Source organism: Clostridium rectalis (assembly GCF_900626095.1).
GTDB lineage: Bacteria > Bacillota > Clostridia > Clostridiales > Clostridiaceae > Clostridium_AS > Clostridium_AS rectalis.
In genome coordinates this window covers 132,605-154,837 of the sequence record NZ_UYZZ01000004.1, presented here as the reverse complement: position 1 = coordinate 154,837, position 22,233 = coordinate 132,605, and the positions used below count along the sequence as shown (strand labels likewise).

The window sequence follows — 22,233 nt, the reverse complement described above, 5'->3', positions numbered from 1 at the left end:
ACCATAAAAAAGTATACAGACTATGCAAGGCCCTTGATGTTCTAGAGAATCAAATAGTTTAAAAAACTAAGATTAAGCGTACTATGCTAATAGATGTATAACAGGCTCTAACCAATTGTGGAAAATGGATATCAAATATGGATACATGGCTGATGATTTAATATCTAAACAAAAAGATTGCAGGTATCAAACACAGAAGAATTTCTTCCGAATTGAACTTGTAATCTTACTTACTAATATGATATAAAACATTGTAATTAAATGGGATATCAAAATGGATGCGAAATAGCTTCTATCCGTTAATATGTATGGTGGAGGCGAGGGGAGTCGAACCCCTGTCCGAAAGTAGCAACCCCTGAGCATCTCCGAGCGCAGTCCTTAATTTAAAATTCCCTCTACCAGACGCCTAAGGACAGGCTTCTGATTTCGGTAGCTTCATAATTTCCGTTCCTAAGTCAAAGCTTTCTTAGGCTCGGGACCCCACTGTCGACGCCAGGCCCTAAGTCGTGGGACTCTTAGGCTGACGAGCTGCAACTATTAGGCAGCTAATGCTAAATTATCGTTTGCGTTTATCGCTTTTCCCAGTTTTTTAACGCGGGTCCAGGAACCCTCGGCTCGCTTCTCAGAGGCAACTTACCCCCGTCGAAACCATTTACGCCCCCATGTTATATGGGTTTTAAAATGATTAATGCACTGGATATTTTAACACTTCTTTAAAATACTTATTTTTTTGTTTTGTCTATGACAACTATTATAATATATCAATTTTAGATATTTATCAATAGCAATTATTAGATAAGTTTTAAATCTACTAATTAATATCTATTTCTTTCCTTCATTTGTCTATCTATATCTCTTTTAGCTGCTTTTTCAAGCATGTCATTTCTCTTGTCATAATTTTTCTTACCTCTTGCTACCCCTAGATTAACTTTTACTTTACCATTTTTTAAATATAAAGATAAAGGTATTAAAGTATAACCTTTTTGTGCAGTAAATGAAGCCAATTTTAGTATTTGTTCTTTATGAAGTAAAAGTTTTCTTTCCCTTAAAGGATCTCTGTTAAAAATATTTCCCTTTTCATAAGGGCTTATATGCATATTGCATACAAAAACTTCTCCATTTCTTATATCCGCATAACTATCTTTTAAATTAGCTTTTCCAGCTCTTATAGATTTTACTTCTGTTCCTACTAATTCTATACCGGCTTCAAAAGCTTCTTCTACAAAATAATCATGTCTAGCTTTTCTATTTTCTGCAAGAGTTCTATTCCTTGTATCCTTTCCCATAGAAACACCTACTTTTAGTTAGTATATTGTAATATCTTATTATAACATACTTTTTAAAAATAAAAAACTTTTAAGTTATATATTAAATATTTTCATATGTAATAAAAGTATTAAAGGAATTTGTTATATAACAAATTCCTTTAATTTTTAATAATGATGCCACATAAGTAATTATTCTTTATTTTTTAGTTCTAAAAATATAGGGGCTATATTTAGTAAAATAGATATAATTGTGAGAAACCATAATGCCTTTTCCATTGTAGGTATAACATCTAATAAAGCCAACCAATCCTCTCCGTTTACCAACTTGGATACAGCACTGTATTCTGCACAAAGTGTCAATGCTGTAAATGACAATCCAAATGCCATAGCAAGTTTATAGTCTTTTCCTGTTTTATACATATAAAGATTTATAAAAGTTGCTACTATAGCAATAACCCCCAATATTATCCACATGATTATACCTCCATTATTATTTTTTAGTTACACATAATTTTACCAATCTGACTTAATAATAAGAATATTGTAACATATGTTCCCGTATAGTCCAATTTCCTTTAATTATTTTTCCTCAATAAATTCTGTTACCTCAGATTGATCCCCTTTTCCTTCACTATGAATATGATCATTATTTGAATTTTCTTCTTCCTTTAATAATTCAAAATAAATCTCATGAGCATCTAAGTCTACTTTATCTACTATTACCTTTACTTCGTCTCCTAATCTATGAATATTTTTGCTTCTTTCTCCTACTAAACATAAATGTTTTTCATCATAAATATAATAATCATCCGTTAGCGTGCTTATATGCACTAAACCTTCTATTGTATTAGGAAGTTCTACAAATAATCCAAAAGCAGTTACAGATGATATTATTCCCTCATATGTTTCACCAATTTTATCACTCATATACTCAGCTTTCTTTAAATCATCTACTTCTCTTTCTGCCTCTTCTGCTAATCTTTCCATATCTGAAGACTGGTTTGAAGCCTCCTCTACTTCCTTTTCTAATCTAACGGATCTTTTATCATTAATTTTTCCGTTTATAAACTCTTTAATTATTCTATGAATCATAAGATCTGGATATCTTCTTATTGGAGATGTAAAATGACAATAATATCTTGCTGCAAGCCCAAAATGTCCTATACATTCTGGAGAGTATCTAGCTTGTTTTAATGAACGTAAGAGTAATGTATTAATAACTGTCTCTTCCTTCTTTCCCTTAACCCCTTCAACTATAGATTGTAAAGATTTTGGGTGGATCTCCTTTGTAATCTTAACCACATATCCCAAGTTATGAACAAACTCATTGAAATGATTAAGCTTTTCTAAATCTGGATCTTCATGTATTCTGTATACAAATGGTGTGTTTGACCAAAACATATGCTCTGCTACAGTTTCATTACACACAAGCATAAATTCCTCTATCATTCTATTAGCTACAGCCCTCTCATAAGGCTTAATATCTATTGGTTTTCCAAGTTCATCTAATATAATCTTACATTCCTCAAAGTCAAAATCTATAGCTCCCCTTGAAATTCTCTTTTTATAAAGTATATTACAAAGTTCTTCCATAAGGCTAAACTCTTCTAAAAGGTTATGATATCTTTTTATAAGCTTTTCATCTTTATCTCTTAAAATTTTTGTTACATCTGTATATGTCATTCTTTCACTAGTCTTTATTATACTTTCATATATTTCATGATTTACAACATTACCAGTCTTATCAATATCCATAATGCAACTTAATGTAAGTCTATCCACCTTTGGATTTAAACTACATAAACCATTAGAAAGTTTTTTAGGAAGCATTGGTATTACTCTATCTATAAGATATACAGATGTTCCTCTTTTAAAAGCTTCTTTATCTAAAGGATTTTTATCCTTAACATAGTGAGTTACATCTGCTATATGCACTCCTAATCTATAGTTACCATTTGTTAGCCTTTCTATAGAGATTGCATCATCTAAATCTTTAGCATCTTCCCCATCTATGGTAACTATTTTTAAATTTCTTAAGTCAACCCTTCTACTGTACTCTTCCTTTGGTATTTCCTCTGATATTTTTTCTGCATAACTTTCAACCTTTGGTGGGAACTTTTCAGGGAGTTTATGTTTCTTTATAATTGTTAATATATCTATTCCCTTATCTCCTTTTTTACCTAGTATATCTATTACCTTTCCCTCTGGACTTCTCCTTTTATCAGGCCATTTTGTTATCTCTGCTATTACTATTTGTCCCGCTTTAGCTCCCTTAAAACATGATTTAGGAATATAAATATCATGATAAATTCTTTTATCGTCAGGTACCACAAAACCAAAATTTTTGTTGTCTTCAAATACCCCTATTACAGTATTATTAAATCTTTCAATTATCCTTATTACTTCACCTTCGCATTTTTTACCTTCATTTTCTTCCCTTAAAATCTTTACCATAACTCTGTCACCATTCATGGCACCATTTAACGCTGAAGAAGGTATAAACACATCAGGCCTTTCCTCATCTGGTATCAAAAAAGCATATCCTTTTTGATGTCCTTGAAGCTTTCCTATTACTAGCCCCATTCTTTCTGGTACTCCATAGTGTTCCGTTCTAGTTTTTACTATTATTCCGTCCTTTTCCATAAAACTTAATGTTTTTAAAAATTCTTCAAACTCATGTTTCTTTATATCAAATACTCTTGCAAGTTCTTTAGCATTCATAGGTTTATAAGCCTGTTCTTTCATAAAACTTACAAGAGATTCTTGTATACTCATATTACACCTCCAATGTATTTATAATTTTATATATTATTAGTTTAGCTAAAATTACATTAAATTATTCAGTTTCATTATTTATCTAAATACTATAGTAAATCTATCCACCCGTCAAGGAACAAAAGAAAAAGGTATATGAGATTAGAATCTATTTTAAATAATGTTAATTCTAATACACATATACCTTTTATATTATTATTTTATAAATTTAAATAGTATTCCACCATATTTTAATATAACAGGCGCAAACACAAGAGAAACTATAGTCATAAGTTTTATTAGTATATTCATAGCTGGTCCCGAGGTGTCCTTAAAAGGGTCTCCAACTGTGTCTCCTACAACAGCTGCCTTATGGGCATAGCTTCCTTTTCCTCCATGTGTTCCACCTTCTATATACTTTTTAGCATTATCCCAAGCACCACCTGCATTAGCCATGAGTATGGCTACTAATACTCCTGTAGCTACTGCTCCACCTATAAGTCCTCCTAACGCTTCTTTGCCCAGGATTAATCCTACACCTAAAGGCACTATTATAGCTAATACTCCCGGTATAACCATTTCTCTTATAGCTGCTGACGTAGATATATCTACACATTTTTTATAATCCGGCTTAGCTTTTCCTTCCATAAGTCCCGGTATATCTTTAAATTGCCTTCTTACCTCTTCTATCATTTCATTAGCAGCCTTTCCAACAGATTCCATTGTTAATGCCCCAAATAAGAAAGGTAACATAGCACCTATAAATACTCCTATTAAAGTAATAGGATTTAATAAGTCTATAACTTTAAGCTCAACTGCCTGAGCATAGGAAGCAAATAAGGCCAAAGCTGTAAGAGCTGCAGAACCTATTGCAAAGCCTTTACCTATAGCTGCTGTAGTATTTCCTACAGAATCTAATTTATCCGTTACTTCTCTAACTTCATGTGGAAGTTCTGCCATCTCCGCTATACCACCTGCATTATCTGCTATAGGTCCATAAGCATCTACTGCCACAGTTATTCCAGTAGTTGATAGCATACCAACTGCTGATAAGGCTATACCATATAACCCTAATACTCCATCTTTACTTCCACCCATTATAAAATAAGATAATAAAACTCCAATACATATTAAAATAATAGGCCATAATGTAGAATACATTCCTACTGCAAGTCCTGATATTATAGTTGTGGCCGGTCCAGTCTCTGATTGATTAGCTATTTTTTTTACTGAATCATACTCGTCTGAAGTATATATTTCAGTGATTTTTCCTATTAACATTCCAACCACTAGTCCTGTAGCCACTGCTCCAAAAGCTTTAAAATTACCGAAAACCATATTACTTAATATAGCTGCTGAAACTATTACTATAGTACCACTTATATACGTTCCAGAGTTTAACGCCCTTTGAGGATTGGAAGCTTTGCTTTTCCTAGCAAATAATACTCCTAGGATAGATGCTACTATACCAATAGCAGACAATAAAAATGGATAGATTATACCCGATTTATCTCTAAACACTACTGCTCCTAAAGTTAATGCAGATACTATTGACCCTACATAAGATTCAAATAAATCTGCTCCCATACCTGCTACATCACCTACGTTGTCACCTACATTATCTGCAATCACCGCAGGATTTCTTGGGTCATCCTCTGGTATACCAGCCTCTACCTTTCCAACTAAATCTGCTCCAACATCTGCAGCTTTAGTATAAATACCTCCCCCTACACGAGCAAATAATGCTATAGAACTAGCACCGAGTCCAAATCCCGTAACAAAGTCCATATTACCACCAAAAATAAAATACATAAGTCCTAATCCAAATAACCCAAGTCCAACAACTGACATTCCCATTACGGAACCACCAGAAAAAGCTATTTGTAAAGCTTTACTTTGACTATGTCGTGCTGCCTCAGCAGTCCTAACATTAGCCTTTGTTGCCACATTCATTCCAAAGTATCCTGCTAAAATGGAAAATAAAGCTCCCCATATAAAGCACACCGCCGTTTCCCATTTTAAAAATAAAGCTATAACTGCACTCACTATTATGATGAATGCAGTTAGATATTTGTACTCTGTTCTCAAAAATGCCATAGCACCTTCATGAATATGGCTAGATATTTCCGCCATTTTTTCATTTCCAGGGTTTTCTTTCGAGATAAAATTGCCCAAAAACAATGCAAATATTAATGCCAAAATACCTGCTGCAATAGTATAGACCAAATAACTATTCATAAGCATATCCCCCTAATACTTATTATGTTTTATTTATATTTTATTAATTAATAAAATATCAACAATAATTATACCCTTTAAACCCCTATTTAATACATAAAAACCTATTTTACAAAATTTAATGCTATTGTTACTGCTGCAAATATTATTGCCATAACTATTGTAAGTCTTGACATTGTAGACTCAAATGTTCTACTTTTATTCTTGGAATAAAAAGTATCACTACTTCCGGTTAATAAACTAAAACCTTGAGTTTTAGCTGGTTGCGCAAGTACAGCTACAATTAAAACTATAGATGTTATTATTTGAATAACCACTAAAAAGTTTTTCATTATTATTTCTACCTCCAAAATAAATAATATAATTCTCCCAATTATGATATTAATATTTTAACATAACTTTCATTATTGAACAATTAGGGTGACAAAATATAATACTAAAATTTCCATGAATATTTAATAGTTTATAAAATATATACTTTATATAATGTAAACTTAATAAAAATATAGGGTCTATATACATTAATTAATGTTAATAGACCCTATATTAAATAAACTATTTCTATATATTATCTTTGTACATTATAAAACGCTTTTAACCCTCTGAATTCAGCAACATCTCCTAATTCTTCTTCTATTCTTAGAAGTTGGTTATATTTTGCAACTCTTTCACTTCTTGCAGGTGCTCCTGTTTTAATCTGACCTGCATTTACTGCAACAACTAAATCAGCAATTGTAGCATCTTCAGTTTCTCCTGATCTATGAGAAACTACTGCTGTATATCCTGCTCTTTCAGCCATTTCTATAGCATTTAATGTCTCAGTTAATGTTCCGATTTGATTTAATTTAATAAGTATTGAATTAGCAACTTTTCTTTCAATACCCATACTTAATCTATTTGTATTAGTAACAAATAAATCATCACCTACAAGCTGAACTTTATCCCCAACTTTATCAGTTAATATTTTCCATCCTTCCCAGTCTTCTTCTGCCATACCATCTTCAATAGATATTATTGGATATTTTTCAACTAAATTAGCATAGTACTCTACCATTTCCGCTGGAGTTAATACTTTACCTTCTCCTTTAAGATTATATTTTCCATCCTCAAATATCTCAGATGATGCTGGATCTAATGCAATATATATATCTGATCCTGGCTTATATCCAGCCTTTTCTATAGCCTCTACTATAACTTTAATAGCCTCTTCATTTGATTTTAGGTTTGGAGCAAATCCTCCTTCATCACCAACACCTGTATCATATCCCTTTGATTTTAATAAAGATTTTAATGCATGATAAACTTCAGAACTCATTCTTAGTGCTTCACTAAAACTACCTGCTCCAACAGGCATAATCATAAATTCTTGAAGGTCTACATTGTTATCCGCATGTTTACCTCCATTTATTATGTTCATCATTGGAACTGGTAAAACTTTTGCATTTACTCCACCAATATATTGATAAAGACTTAACCCTAAAGTTTCTGCTGCTGCCTTTGCACAAGCAAGTGATACTCCAAGCATAGCATTAGCACCTAACTTTGCTTTATTATCTGTTCCGTCAAGTTCTAACATAGTTTTGTCTATTAAAATCTGATCAAAAACATTCATTCCTATTAATTCTTCAGCTATTGTAATATTTACATTTTCAACAGCTTTAAGTACACCTTTACCATTATATTTTGATTTATCTTCATCTCTTAATTCAACAGCTTCAAAAATACCTGTAGAAGCTCCCGATGGCACTGCAGCTCTTCCTACTGTACCATCTTCAAGTATTACATCAACCTCCACTGTAGGATTACATCTTGAATCAAGAATTTGTCTTGCCACAACATCAATAATTTCAACATAGTTTTTCATAAAAATATTCCTCCCTTTATTATAAATAACAAATAATAATTTTTTATTAACTTAATTATTTATTATTTATTTTTTATTTGTTAATAAGACTTTTACCAGTCATTTCCTTAGGTATTGTTACACCCATCTCATCTAATATGGTTGGAGCAATATCAGCCAATATACCATCTTTTCTTAATGACCTACCTAATGAATGATTGCTTACATACAGATATGGTACTTTATTTGTAGTATGTGCAGTCATAGGTTTACCATTTGAGTAATCTATCATTTGCTCTGAATTACCATGATCCGCTGTAATAAATACCGTACCATCTTTTGACAAAATTTTATTTACCACTTTACCAATACAAATATCTACATCTTCTATTGCCTTTTTAGCTGCCTCAAACACTCCAGTGTGACCTACCATATCAGGATTAGCAAAATTTAATATTATTAGGTCATATACATCTTTATCTATTCTTTTTAACACTTCGGTGGTAACTTCATAAGCACTCATTTCAGGTTTTAAATCGTATGTTGCAACCTTAGGTGATGGAATCAGAGCTCTATCTTCTCCTATATTAGGCTTCTCTACACCTCCATTAAAGAAAAAAGTAACATGGGCATACTTTTCTGTTTCTGCTATTCTAAGCTGTTTTAAACCTAACTTGCTTACATATTCCCCCAAAGTATTTTCATAAGTTTCTGGCTTATAAGCTACTTCTACATTCTCTATTGTTTTATCATACTGTGTCATTGTAACAAAATTTAGATTCATTGTTTCTCTCTTAAATCCATCAAATACTTTATCATTTAATGCTCTAGTTATTTGTCTTGCTCTATCTGGTCTAAAATTATAAAAAATTACTGAATCTCCACTTTGTATAACGCCTGTAGGTTTTCCATTCTTTAGCACTACAGTTGGAAGAACAAACTCATCAGTTTTATTATCATGATACGATTTATCTACTGCCTCTAAAGAAGAATTACAATTTTCTCCTTCTCCTAACACCATTGCATTATATGCAAGATTTACTCTTTCCCATCTTTTATCTCTATCCATTGCATAGTATCTTCCCGATACAGTAGCTATTTCTCCAAGTCCTAACTTTCTCATATAATCCTCAATATCTGATATATACTTTTTGCTTGAAGAAGGCGGTACATCTCTCCCATCTAAAAAAGCGTGAACATAAACATTATTTAATCCCTTTTCTTTAGCAATTTTTAAAATAGCTTTTAAATGGTCTATATGAGAGTGTACTCCACCATCAGATAAGAGTCCTAATAAATGAAGTGAAGAATTATTTTTTAAAGCTTTATCCATAGCCTCATTTATCTCTAGATTTTTAAAAAACCTACCTTCTTTTATATCCTTACTAATTCTAGTTAGCTCTTGATAAATTATTCTTCCAGCTCCTATATTTAAATGCCCTACCTCTGAATTTCCCATCTGTCCTTCAGGAAGTCCTACGCTTAATCCACTAGCTTTTAATTCAGTATGAGGGTAATCATTTAAAAAGCTAGTATAATTAGGTTTATTAGCTGCCTCTACAGCATTTCCGTCAGCTTTATCTGTTATTCCAAATCCATCAAGAATCATTAGTAGCACTGGTTTTTTACTCATAATTTACCCCCTGTTTTTATTTAGAGTTTATTATAATTGAATACTATTTTGTAAACCCTAAATTTAAAATACCATAAAACTACTTGTTATAATTTACAATTGATGCAAAGTCTTCTGCCTTAAGGCTAGCTCCTCCAACTAATGCACCATCTATATCTGACATTGCCATCTGTTCTTTTATTGTAGCTGGTTTTACTGAACCACCATATTGTATTCTTATTTTTTCAGCTACCTCTTCTCCATATAAACCTTTTACAGTATTTCTAATAAAAGCAATAGTATCATTTGCTTGTTTTGATGTAGCTGTTTTTCCTGTTCCTATTGCCCAAATTGGCTCATATGCAATAATCATACTTTCAACTTGATCTTTTGTTAAACCTTTTAAATCAAGTTTTATTTGTCTTCCTATTACTTCCTCATTTATTTCATTCTCTCGTTCGTAAAGACTTTCACCTACGCAAAGAATAGGAATTAGATTATGACTAAAAGAAGCTTTTATTTTTTTATTAACAGTTTCATCTGTTTCATTAAAATATTGTCTTCTTTCACTATGCCCTATAAGAACATAATCTATTTCCATAGCTTCTAACATACCTGGTGAAACTTCTCCTGTAAATGCTCCTTTTTCCTCAAAGTGAACATTTTGTGCCCCAACTTTTATATTACTTCCCTTTACAGCCTTCTTTACCGAATCTAAGCATATAAAAGTAGGACAGACTACTACCTCACAATCTGCATCTTTAACTAATGGTCTTAATTCGTCTACTAGTTTTAAAGCCTCATCTATTGTATTATGCATTTTCCAATTGCCTGCTATTACAGCTTTACGCATTAAAAACACCCCTTCTTTAAATAAAATGTAGAAATAAAAAATTTAAATTTGTGTGAAGATTTTCATCTTTTTAATACAAACATTAACCCTCACCATTTAGCTATAATTAATAATTTAACAATTTATTTATCATTAAGTGCTGCTATTCCTGGAAGCTCTTTACCTTCTAGAAATTCTAATGAAGCGCCACCACCAGTTGATATATGTGTCATTTTATCTCCAAAACCCAACTGATTTACAGCCGCTGCACTATCGCCCCCGCCTATTACTGTAGTGCCATTTGAATCCACCATAGCTCTTGCAACTTCTATAGTCCCTTTAGCAAACTTTTCAAATTCAAATACTCCCATAGGTCCATTCCAAACTATAGTTTTAGCATCCTTAACTTCCTTAGCATATAGCTTTGCAGTTTTAGGTCCTATATCAAGCCCCATATAGCCTTCTTTGATATTCTGATCTTCCGTTACTACCGCCTCTGAATTCGCTGAAAATTTATCTGCCACAACATTATCTATTGGTAAAAGTAGTTTTACCCCTTTTTTACTTGCTTTTTCTATCATTTCTTTAGCATACTCAACTTTATCTTCTTCAACAAGGGATGTTCCGATACTATATCCCTGGGCTTTTAAGAATGTATAACTCATTCCTCCACCGATAATTAATGTATCTACTTTTTCTAATAGGTTATTTATTACATTAATTTTATCTGATACTTTAGCTCCTCCAAGTATTGCAACGAATGACCTTTCCGGATGCTGCACTGCATTCCCCAGAAACTTTAATTCCTTTTGAATTAGGTAACCACAAACAGATACAGGTACAAACTTAGTTACACCAACTGTTGAACAATGAGCTCTATGAGCAGTTCCAAAGGCATCATTTACAAATACATCTGCTAAAGAAGCTAATTCTTTTGAGAAATTTTCTTCATTTTTAGTTTCTTCTTTTCTAAACCTGGTATTTTCAAGTAAAATTATATCTCCATCTTTAGCGTTTTCTACCGCCTTTTTAGCATTTTCTCCAACTACCTGATTATCAGCTGCAAATAAAACTTCCTTGTTTAAAAGTTGTGATAATCTTTTAGCCACCGGCTCTAAAGATAACTCTTTTTTATATTCACCTTTTGGTTTTCCCATATGTGAGCATAATATAACCTTTCCACCATGATCTGAAAGGTATTCTATTGTTTTAAGAGCTCCATTTAATCTGTTTTCATCAGTTATTTTTCCGTCTTTTAAAGGAACATTAAAATCACATCTAACAAGAACTCTTTTTCCCCTAACATCTATATCTTCTATAGTCTTTTTATCAAATCCCACATAAACCATCCTTTCTATATATAAAAAAGGGTTTTGTCTTATAGCCATTAACTACAAACCAAAACCCTCTTCAGTTTATTCCTTAACTATAAGTTAAACAAACCTATTACTATAAATTATAGTCTGTCAGCAACATACTTAGTTAAGTCAGCTAATCTGTTTGAATAACCCCATTCATTATCATACCATGAAACAACCTTAACTAATCTCTTGCCCATTACCATAGTTGAAAGTCCATCAACTATTGAAGATCTTTCATCTCCTCTGTAATCTACTGATACAAGTGGTTCATCACTATATCCTAAGATTCCCTTCATATCTGTTTCTGATGCCTTTTTAAAAGCTGCATTAATTTCCTCTGCAGTAGCATCCTTTGATATTGTACAAACTAAATCAGTCATTGAAACAGTTGGAGTTGGTACTCTAACTGCCATACCATTTAATTTTCCTTTTAACTGTGGAAGAACTAATGCAACTGCTTTAGCTGCCCCAGTAGTTGTTGGTATCATAGACTCTGCTGCCGCTCTTGCTCTTCTTAAATCCTTATGAGGTGCATCTAAAATCTTCTGATCATTTGTATAAGAATGTATAGTAGTCATAAGACCTTCTACTATTCCAAATTCTTTGTCTAATATTTTAGCAAATGGTGCTAAGCAGTTTGTAGTACATGAAGCATTTGAAATAATATTATGTTTTTCAGAATTGTAATTTTCTTCATTAACTCCTAACACTACAGTTATATCTTCATTTTTAGCTGGTGCTGAAATAAGTACCTTTTTAGCTCCTGCTTCAATATGTGCCTTTGCCTTTGTAGCATCTGTAAATAATCCTGTTGATTCTATAACAATGTCTACTCCTAAATCCTTCCAAGGTAAATTTTTAGGATCTCTTTCTGCATATATTCTAATTTCTTTTCCATCAACTACTATTGAATTTTCTGTAGCTTCTACAGTTCCATCAAATTTTCCATATAATGAATCATACTTTAATAAATGTTTTAATGTAGATGGGCTTGTTAAGTCATTTATAGCAACTACTTCTAATTCACTACTATAATTTTTTACTAAAGCCTTAAATACATTTCTACCTATTCTTCCAAAACCATTAATACCTACTTTAACCATTAAAAAAGACCTCCTTAAATTTTAAAATAGTTCTTCAATTTAATATGTTGTGGCATAAAAATATTTTAAATACAATATATTTTTATATTGTATAACTTAATCAAATAGTAATAATATTATAAATTGCTAAATAACCTTAGCACCTCTCTTGCTGCACCTTCATCTGTAATTAGAATTCCGTTAGGATTATGTAATTCTGTTGAAATTATAGCCTCTGCCTTAGATTTTCCTCCCGCTACTGCTATTAAATGAGGAATATCCTTTATCTGATTATTTTTTATTCCCATAGTTGGAGTAGAATATACTTCTTCCCCTGCTCTATTAAAATAATAACCAAAAGCCTCTCCTACAGCTCCATTACATTCAAGTGCTTCTATCTCTTTAGTACTTAGCCCTCTTCTTCTTGCCATATCATCTGCTCTACCGATACCATAAACTAAAACATCTGCACTATATATTACATCTAAAACTTCCTTTACTCCCTTTTCCTTAAGCATAGCATTTATAGATTCTTTACTTAAATTATCTGGTACATGTAGTAGCTTATAATTAGCATTAATTTTATTTGCTAAATTAGATACAAGAGTATTTGCCTGAGTTTCAACATTTCTGCCCATGCCTCCTCTTGCAGGTACTACAGTAATATTTTTAAGATTATTAATTTTTGAAATATTATTAACAACTTCTCTAACAGTACTACCTCCTGTAAGTGCAACAATATAGTCATTTGATAATATGGACTTAAGATAATTTGCAGAAGCTTTACCTAATTCACTTACAACTGTGGTATCTTCTTCCACATCTCCAGCAACTATTATTACATTTTTCAGTCCCAGTACCCTCTTTAGAGATTTTTCTAACTCAGATAAACCCTTCATCTCATGAATAAAATCTTTAAGTTTGTCTATTATCTCTTCCCCTTCTGAAGTAACTATCATCCCCGGAACAGTTATTTCTATAAAATTTTGATCTTTTAAAAAATTTATTTCAGTTCTAACCACTCTTTCGCTGATCTCTAAATTCCTAGCTAAAATTCTTCTTCCCACTGGCTGACTGTAATAAATATTTCTTAAAATAATATATCTTTTTTCAAGTAACTCTATTATTTCAGGAACAATTTTTTGTTGTAATTTTAATATATCTTCCAAACAAAAGCACTCCTCTGGTCATTAAATGTCCCGGTAATTATTTTTTAATCCCAGTTATATTATAAACCAAATATTATTATTTTCCAATAGTAAATATAAATTTTTTTAATACCTTCTTCTACCCTTAGAAGACTTGAGTCCAATTTCCTCTCTGTATTTTGCCACAGTTCTCCTTGAAATATTCACTCCGTTTTCTTTTAAAATATCGCATATAGCCTGATCTGATAAAGGACTTTTTTTATCCTCTTTATCTATTAATTCATTTATAGACTTTTTAACCTTTATTGAGGATAAATTTTCTTTATCTCCTTTAAAAGGTATAGCTGTAGTAAATAAATCCTTTATTTTTATTGTTCCTCTATTTGTATGTATATATTTATCCTTTATTGCTCTACTTATTGTAGATTCATGCATATTTAATTTTTCTGCAATTTCCTTTAATGTCATAGGTTTTAAATGATTATCCCCTAAATCAAAATACTGTATTTGCTTTTCTAATATTTCCTCTAACACTTTATATATAGTACTTTTCCTTTGATCTATGCTTTTCATTAAAAATATAGCACTGTCCAATCTATTTTTAACATAATCTATTGCTTTTTTATCATCTTCATTTTGTATTATTCCCCTATACAATTTATTAATAGTAAGTCTAGGAGTCAAATCATCATTCATAATAATATGATAGTCTCTTCCTATTTTTTTTATATAAGCATCTGGTACAACATATTTTACTTCCTCTCCAGTATAAAACCCTCTAGAAGGCTTAGGTTGAAGGGTTTTTATAAAGTCTCCATACTGTTGTGCTTTTTTTATATCTATACCTAGTTTTTTCGCAATATTCCCATATTTGTTTTCAGCAATATCCTGAAGGTGATTTTCAATAATTAAATATAATGTCTTATCCTTTATCCGCTTTTTTTTGCATTGAATACTTAAACACTCTTTTAAATCCCTAGCACCAATACCATCCGGTTCTAAATCCTGAACTATATCTAATGCATAATTAATCACATCTTTAGATATCTTTAACTGCTCTGCTATACTATCAGTACTCTCGCATAAATAACCTCTATCATCTATATTTTCAACAATATAATTACATACAACTTTCATGCAATCCTTTTCATCTGATTCACTTATTTGTTCCCTTAAGTATTGCTTTAAAGACTTCTCTTCGGAAATAAATGTAAAGGGAGACACTTCTTCTTCATCTCTATTTACAAAATTAGAATGTCCATAATTATCAAATTCCAAATACTTTACCATATCTTTATAATTTATCTCTTCTATTTTTTCACTTTTTTCTACTTCTTTAATTTCAAGCACAGGATTCTCCTCTACTTCTTTCTCCACATATTTTTGTAATTCATAAGAGGACAATTGTAATATTTTTATAGATAATTGCATTTGTTGAGTCATTACTAATTTTTGTTCTTGAGTCATAGTTAAATTAAAATCAATATTCATAACTATCAACACCCTTTCCCATTAACATTATAACACTAAATTCTTTCCTTTGTTAAAAATTATTAAGGGGCTTTTATATACATTAAAGCTCTATTAATTTATTCCCTTTTAATTACTAAAATGAAAGCTTTATGTTATATTTTTATTTTTAACAAAAACAAGGCTGTATATTAAACAGCCTTGATATTACTAATAGTAAAGCGCTACCATATTTAAAAAGTTTAAACTAAATTCATTATTATCTTTCACCTTTTTCATATGGTACACCATCTGCTGCTGGCGCCTGAGTTTTCCCAACAAATCCAGCTAGAACTAACATTGTTAATATATATGGAAATGCTTCATAAACTTCACCAGGTAATGTCCACCCAAAACCTTTAGCAAACAATTGAAGCGCATCTGCAAAGGCAAATAAAAGTGATGCCCACATAGCATTTATAGGCTTCCAGTTACCAAAAATCATAGCTGCTAAAGCTATATATCCTCTACCACTTACCATTCCCTCTCTATAAAGATTCATTATTCCTATAGATAAAGTTGCACCTCCAAGTGCACCAAGTATTCCAGATAAAATAACACACAAATATCTAATAGTATAAACATTAACTCCTAAAGTATCTGCAGCCTTGGGATGCTCTCCAACAGACCTTATTCTAAGTCCAAGTGGGGTTTTATATATAACGTAATGAGATATAAATACTAATATTATAGCTATATAAACAAACCAATTAAGTTCTTTAAGTAAAGGTCCAATAATTGGAATGCTACCCATAGTTTCTGTCGGATATGGAATAGAATCAACAACACTTGTTTGAGACGCCGTACCAAAAAACTTTACTATTAAAAAACTCATAAGAGCATCTGCAAACACATTTATACCTACACCAGATACAACCTGATCCGCTTTTAAATTTATACTTAAGTAAGCATGTATAAAAGACATAACAATTCCCGCTGCTATAGCAAATATAACTCCTATCCATGGACTCCCTGATATATATGATCCCAGTACAGCGAAAAAAGCTCCTGTAATCATAATACCTTCTAGTGCAATATTTACAACTCCTGATTTCTCTGAAAATACTCCACCTAAAGCTGCAAATATAAGAGGCGTTGCAAGTCTCAATGTGGCTCCAAGAATTCCTATTATTGTTGTAAAAAATGAACTACTCATTTGCCAATGCCTCCTTTTTTTTCATTCTCTGAGATATTAATTTAAATGCGTATTCTCCTGCTATAAATAATATTATTATACCTTGAATTAAATAAACTATAGTCTTTGGTATTCCTGCGAGCATTAATGTTCCTGAACTATAATTTAATGCAGCAAATAAAATAGCTGAAAATATTACTCCTATAGGATTGCTTTTAGCAACTAAAGCTACCGCTATACCATCCATACCATAACCTGGAAAACCTCCAAGTTGCATAGATTGATGCTGTACTCCCATTACATGCGTTGCTCCACCTAGTCCCGCAATTATACCGGATATAACCATTGCAAGTATAATATTTTTCTTTATGCTTATACCGCCATATTCCGCTGAGGTAGGACTTAGCCCTACTGCCCTTATTTCGTATCCCGTAGTTGTCTTCCACAAAAGAATGTATACTAAAAAGGCAAATACTATGGCAATAATTAAACTTACATTTAGTCTATTAAATTGCCCTAAAAATCTAAATAACTCAGATGATTTTTGTATGTTTGGGGTAGTAGCTGAATCTTGCATATGAAAAGGCCCCATAGTAAAATAGTTCGATACACTTTTAGCTACAAAGTTAAGCATTATAGTATTTACAACTTCATTCGTTCCAACTCTTGCTTTCAAATATCCTGGGATTCCAGCCCACAAAGCTCCTGCAACCGTTCCTGCAAGAATTGTCAATGGAATATGAACTATTGCTGGTATTCCTGGAATAAGTCCCACTAAAGTTGCAATTATCATACCCATAATAAATTGACCCTCTACACCTATATTAAAGAGCCCAGTTCTAAAGGCAACTGCATGGGCAAGACCTGTAAATATAAGTGGAGTTGCAAAAACAAATGTCTCTATTAAATTCGCCTTAGAACCAAAACTTCCCTTCCATATAGACTTAAAAAGTAATCCAGAAGCCTTAGTAAAATTATAGTCTTTTGCCCACATTACAAAGAATACTGAAATAAACAAAGCCAGTATTATTGATATAGCAGATATGGAAAAACTTTTTATAATTTTTATATGATTTTTACTTTCTATATTCTCTTTATTACTCATTTTCCATACCTCCTTTCTCATTATCTTTTAATTTTCCTCCTGCCATAAGTATTCCAAGTTTTTGTTCTGTAGCATCTTTTGTATCTAGTATATCTACAATTTCCCCATCATAAATAACAGCAATTCTGTCTGATAATGCCATTACCTCATCTAACTCTAAAGAAACCAAAAGAACAGCTCTTCCTTTGTCTCTTTCTTCTATTAACCTTTTGTGTATATATTCAATAGCTCCTACATCTAATCCCCTTGTGGGTTGTGCTGCTATTAACATATCCGGATCTTTCTCAATTTCCCTTGCTACAACCATCTTCTGCTGATTTCCTCCAGATAGTGAAGCTGCTGTTACATCTTCATTAGGAGTTCTTACATCAAAATTATCTATTATAGTTTTAGCATGCTTTCTTATTTTGTCATAATCCATCATTATACCCTTACTAAAAGGTTTTCTATAATGAATTCCCAGTACAGAATTTTCAAGTAAAGAATATTTAAGTACTAAACCTCTTTTATGTCTATCCTCTGGTATATGGGATATTCCAGCCTCAGATATTTCTTTTGTATTTTTATTTGTGATTTCTTCACCCTTTAATATTATTTTCCCATCTATAACCTTTCTAAGACCTACAATGCTTTCTATAAGCTCTGTTTGTCCATTTCCATCAACCCCTGCTATACCCAAAATTTCTCCTGATCTCAAATCTAAATTTAGCCCTCTTAATGCAGGAAGTCCTCTATGGTCTAGAGCCCTTAAGTTTTCTATTTTAAAGATTACATCTCCCTTTTTAGCACTAGATTTATTAACTACTAAATTAACCTTTCTTCCTACCATCATTTCTGCTAATTTATCTATATTTGTATCCTCTGTTTTTATAGTATCTATATATTTACCCCTTCTTATTATAGTTACCCTATTACTCATGCTCATAACTTCTTTAAGTTTATGAGTAATAAGTATTATAGATTTACCTTCTTTTATTAAATTTTTTAATATTATTCCAAGTTCTTCTATCTCCTGTGGAGTAAGTACTGCGGTAGGTTCATCTAAAATAAGTACTTCTGCTCCTCTATATAAAGCCTTTAAAATCTCCACCTTTTGCTGTTGTCCAACTGTTATATCTTCTATAACAGATTTAGGATCTATTTTAAAACCATATTTATCTGCTAATTCTTTTGTATCCTTTTCTGCCTTTTTGATGTCTATGTTAAATGCTCCTTTTTTAGTTTCCTGTCCTAAAATCATATTTTCTGCCACAGTAAAATTATTAACTAACATAAAATGTTGATGTACCATTCCTATACCAAGCTTTATAGCGTCTTTAGGACTTTTTATATCCACCTTATTATTATTTATATAAATCTCCCCTGCCTCTGGTTGATAAAGTCCATAAAGTACATTCATAAGTGTTGTTTTCCCTGCTCCATTCTCCCCTAGTAAAACATGGATTTCTCCTTTTTCTAAATCAAAATCTACACTATCATTAGCTACAGTTCCAGGAAAAATTTTTGTAATTCCTTTCATTTCCACAACCTTTTCCATATAAGTCCTCCTCCTACTTTACAAAAAAAGCTAGATGCATAAGCACCTAGCTATATATTCTAAATCTGTGGAACCTTAAACTCTTTAAGTTCCTTTCTTGTTGCTGGAACCTTAAATTTATCTCCTTTTATTGCTTCTTTGTACTTATCTGATAATTCTTGTGCTTCTTTTGTTACTACTTTTTCATTTATTGTTGGAGCTACTCTTACTCTATCTTCTTTTATTCCAAGTACTATATGTTTTCCACCCTGGAATTTATCTTCTTTTATAGATTTAATAACATCTATTACAGAATCTCCTACCTTTTTTTCCATTGAAACAATTATTGTATCTTTATATTCCTTTAACTTTGGATCTGCAGCCTGGTCTGAATCAACACCTATAGCATATTTATTGGATTCTTTTGCTGCCTTAAATAACCCAGTACCTGCTCCCCCTGCTGCATGGAAAACTATATCGCAGCCATTGTTGTTATAAAGCATTTTTGATGCTTCATATGCCTTTTGCTGGTCATCAAATGAGTTTACATACTTTACATTCTTACCAGGAGTTTTCGCATCTACCGGCATTAATGCCTTACCTGCTTCAGGATTAACTGACATAACTCCTGCTATAAAACCTGATTCAAATCTATTTATAACGTCTCCTTCCATTCCACCTAAAAAACCAACTTTATTAGTTTTAGTTAGCTTTCCAGCTATAACACCAACTAAAAAAGAACCTTCTTGTTCTTTAAATGTAATAGATACAGTATTTGGTGATTCTACTACTTGGTCAACTATCATAAATTTTTTATCTGCAACTTCTTTAGATACTTCTATCATAGGATTTTTCATCATAAATCCACACCCAACTACTAAATCAGCACTTCCCGCCATTTGTTTTAAGTTAGGTTGAATTTGGTTTTGCTGTTTTGATTCAATTGGAGAAATCATTTCAACTCCTAGCTCTTTTTCCGCTTTTTGTATACCTGCATAAGCTGATTGATTAAAAGAACCATCATTAATTCCACCTTGATCCGTAACAATACCAACTTTAATCTTTGTTTCCTTTGCCTTATTATCAGATTCTGCTTTTTTCTCTCCACTACCACCACATCCAGCAAACAATGATAAAGACATTACTGCAGCTGCAAGTAGTGACACTACTTTCTTCTTATTCATTTTGATACCCCTCCTATAAAATTATAGAAATTTTAGACAGTACTATAAGTATTCTACATTTTTTCAAAATTTCCTTCTAAAAATACAGGACTAAACTGAAAATAAATTTATTTTTAGCATAAAAATTTGTAAAAAACAACAAATAAAAAAACAATGAAGATACATAAGTAAAATCATTGCCTTTTATAAATAAAATTAATAATCTTCTATGAAAAATATTCCGCAAGCCCTAGGTCCAGAGTGCACACCTACTACACATCCCACTTCACATTTTATAAAATCCATGTTTTTATGAACCATGTTCTCACTAAGAACTTCTAATATATCCTCATCATCGATATGAAGTAATATAGGAGTCTCATCTTTCTTTATACCAATTGTATCTAAAGAGTCTAGTATATGCCTAATAGCTTTTTTACTTCCTCTAACTTTATCTAAAACTACCATTTCACCTTGTTCAACATTCAAAATTAATTTTATATCTAAAATATTCCCTATAATACCTGCAGTCTTAGACAATCTGCCACCTTTAACTAAATTATCTAAAGATTCAAAAATTAGAACACTTTTTACATGAGGAATTGTTTTTTTAATTTTTTCTTCTATTTTTTCTATATTAAAACCTTCCTCTTTTAATGTTGCAGACTTTATCACTAATAATCCTAAGCCTGAAGTAACATTTAAAGAATCTATTACTACTATTTGGTCTGTATCTAACATTTCCTTTGCTATACAAGCTGATTGATATGTTCCACTCATTTTAGAGGATAAATGTATTGAAACTATTTTATATCCTTCTTTTATATATCTTTTATAACATTCTAAAAACCTTTGAGGGTTTACTTGAGCTGTCCTCGGAAACTCATCATATTCATCCATTTTGTTTAAAAGTTGTTTAAGATTTATATCTACTCCATCTTTATACGTCTCTTCCCCAAAAGTAACTAAGAGTGGTAGCACCTCTATATCATATTTTTCTATTATATCTCCTGGTAAATCTGATGTACTATCCGTTATTATTTTTATTTTTTCCACTTAGTGAACCCCTCCTATTTCATATTTGGGAAATTCATCTGCCTCAATGCTTCATAAGTAACAATGGCCACTGTATTAGAGAGGTTTAGTGATCTAGTGGTACTACTTATCATAGGTACCTTTATACACCTATCTTTGTTATCTTCTCTTACTTCATCTGGAAGCCCTGAAGATTCTCTTCCAAATACAATAAAATCTCCTTCTTTAAATTCCACATCTGCATAAGAATTTTCTCCATGAGTCGTGGAAAAATAAAATGTACTATCTTTGTATTTTTTTCTTAACTCATCAAAAGATTCATGAATTTCTAAATTCAAATAAGGCCAATAATCAAGTCCAGCTCTTTTCAAATGTTTTTCATCTAAACTAAAGCCTAAAGGCTTTATTAAATGAAGTGTACAATTAGTCAACACACAAGTCCTAGCTATATTACCTGTATTTTGCGGGATTTCAGGTTGAAACAAAACTATATTTAAATTCAAAATTATTCCCCCTTATAATAAAACATTAAATCATATTATCATTAAAAAATACATTAACTATATTACTCTAATAAATATAAATAGTAAAGTTTATATAATACAATTAAGCTTAAATTCTATATTAGTTAA

18 protein-coding genes and 1 other RNA gene are annotated in these 22,233 nt (G+C 31.4%); all 19 read right to left on the bottom strand.

The annotated features are described in order from the left end of the window. Positions 1-309 precede the first annotated feature (309 nt). Positions 310-662, bottom strand: a transfer-messenger RNA (tmRNA) gene (ssrA, locus tag EJL03_RS07980). Positions 663-815: 153 nt separating this feature from the next. Further along, on the bottom strand, positions 816-1,286 hold the full coding sequence (gene smpB / locus EJL03_RS07975) for an SsrA-binding protein SmpB (protein ID WP_125153442.1): 471 nt from the start codon (positions 1,284-1,286) through the stop codon (positions 816-818). A 171-nt stretch (positions 1,287-1,457) separates the two neighbouring features. Beyond that, positions 1,458-1,742: a hypothetical protein gene (locus EJL03_RS07970; protein WP_125153441.1), complete on the bottom strand. Its 285-nt coding sequence runs from the start codon at positions 1,740-1,742 to the stop codon at positions 1,458-1,460. A gap of 105 nt (positions 1,743-1,847) precedes the next feature. Next, a complete protein-coding gene (gene rnr, locus EJL03_RS07965) occupies positions 1,848-4,043 on the bottom strand; it encodes a ribonuclease R (RefSeq protein ID WP_125153440.1) in 2,196 nt (731 codons plus the stop codon). Positions 4,044-4,238: 195 nt separating this feature from the next. Next, positions 4,239-6,260 (bottom strand): sodium-translocating pyrophosphatase, encoded by a 2,022-nt coding sequence (locus EJL03_RS07960; protein WP_125153439.1) that lies wholly within the window; start codon positions 6,258-6,260, stop codon positions 4,239-4,241. A gap of 104 nt (positions 6,261-6,364) precedes the next feature. Next, complete coding sequence (secG, locus tag EJL03_RS07955) at positions 6,365-6,592, bottom strand: preprotein translocase subunit SecG (protein ID WP_125153438.1); 228 nt, start codon at positions 6,590-6,592, stop codon at positions 6,365-6,367. A 236-nt stretch (positions 6,593-6,828) separates the two neighbouring features. Then, positions 6,829-8,124 (bottom strand): phosphopyruvate hydratase, encoded by a 1,296-nt coding sequence (gene eno, locus EJL03_RS07950; protein WP_125153437.1) that lies wholly within the window; start codon positions 8,122-8,124, stop codon positions 6,829-6,831. Positions 8,125-8,197: 73 nt separating this feature from the next. Next, the gene (gene gpmI, locus EJL03_RS07945; RefSeq protein ID WP_125153436.1) at positions 8,198-9,736 is read right to left on the bottom strand and encodes a 2,3-bisphosphoglycerate-independent phosphoglycerate mutase; all 1,539 of its coding nucleotides are present in this window, start codon (positions 9,734-9,736) and stop codon (positions 8,198-8,200) included. Positions 9,737-9,815: 79 nt separating this feature from the next. Continuing rightward, on the bottom strand, positions 9,816-10,568 hold the full coding sequence (gene tpiA, locus EJL03_RS07940) for a triose-phosphate isomerase (protein ID WP_125153435.1): 753 nt from the start codon (positions 10,566-10,568) through the stop codon (positions 9,816-9,818). A 122-nt stretch (positions 10,569-10,690) separates the two neighbouring features. Next, positions 10,691-11,887: a phosphoglycerate kinase gene (locus tag EJL03_RS07935; RefSeq protein WP_125153616.1), complete on the bottom strand. Its 1,197-nt coding sequence runs from the start codon at positions 11,885-11,887 to the stop codon at positions 10,691-10,693. Positions 11,888-12,003: 116 nt separating this feature from the next. Further along, positions 12,004-13,011, bottom strand: coding sequence for a type I glyceraldehyde-3-phosphate dehydrogenase (gene gap, locus EJL03_RS07930; RefSeq protein ID WP_125153434.1), 1,008 nt, complete (start codon positions 13,009-13,011; stop codon positions 12,004-12,006). A 116-nt stretch (positions 13,012-13,127) separates the two neighbouring features. Then, positions 13,128-14,159 carry a sugar-binding transcriptional regulator gene (locus EJL03_RS07925; RefSeq protein WP_125153433.1) on the bottom strand — a complete coding sequence of 344 codons (1,032 nt, stop codon included), beginning with the start codon at positions 14,157-14,159 and terminating at the stop codon, positions 13,128-13,130. Positions 14,160-14,264: 105 nt separating this feature from the next. Continuing rightward, positions 14,265-15,623 carry an RNA polymerase factor sigma-54 gene (gene rpoN, locus EJL03_RS07920; RefSeq protein ID WP_206427356.1) on the bottom strand — a complete coding sequence of 453 codons (1,359 nt, stop codon included), beginning with the start codon at positions 15,621-15,623 and terminating at the stop codon, positions 14,265-14,267. Between the two features lie 244 nt (positions 15,624-15,867). Next, complete coding sequence (locus tag EJL03_RS07915; protein ID WP_125153431.1) at positions 15,868-16,803, bottom strand: ABC transporter permease; 936 nt, start codon at positions 16,801-16,803, stop codon at positions 15,868-15,870. After that, complete coding sequence (locus tag EJL03_RS07910) at positions 16,796-17,887, bottom strand: ABC transporter permease (RefSeq protein ID WP_125153430.1); 1,092 nt, start codon at positions 17,885-17,887, stop codon at positions 16,796-16,798. Before EJL03_RS07910 ends, EJL03_RS07915 begins: the two co-directional genes overlap by 8 nt. After that, complete coding sequence (locus EJL03_RS07905; RefSeq protein WP_125153429.1) at positions 17,880-19,424, bottom strand: ABC transporter ATP-binding protein; 1,545 nt, start codon at positions 19,422-19,424, stop codon at positions 17,880-17,882. Before EJL03_RS07905 ends, EJL03_RS07910 begins: the two co-directional genes overlap by 8 nt. A gap of 59 nt (positions 19,425-19,483) precedes the next feature. Next, entirely contained in the window at positions 19,484-20,587 is a 1,104-nt protein-coding gene (locus EJL03_RS07900; protein ID WP_125153428.1) for a BMP family lipoprotein, read from the bottom strand. A gap of 195 nt (positions 20,588-20,782) precedes the next feature. Then, positions 20,783-21,622 (bottom strand): DegV family protein, encoded by an 840-nt coding sequence (locus EJL03_RS07895; protein WP_125153427.1) that lies wholly within the window; start codon positions 21,620-21,622, stop codon positions 20,783-20,785. Positions 21,623-21,636: 14 nt separating this feature from the next. Further along, the gene (gene trmL / locus EJL03_RS07890; RefSeq protein ID WP_125153426.1) at positions 21,637-22,104 is read right to left on the bottom strand and encodes a tRNA (uridine(34)/cytosine(34)/5-carboxymethylaminomethyluridine(34)-2'-O)-methyltransferase TrmL; all 468 of its coding nucleotides are present in this window, start codon (positions 22,102-22,104) and stop codon (positions 21,637-21,639) included. Positions 22,105-22,233: the final 129 nt, after the last annotated feature.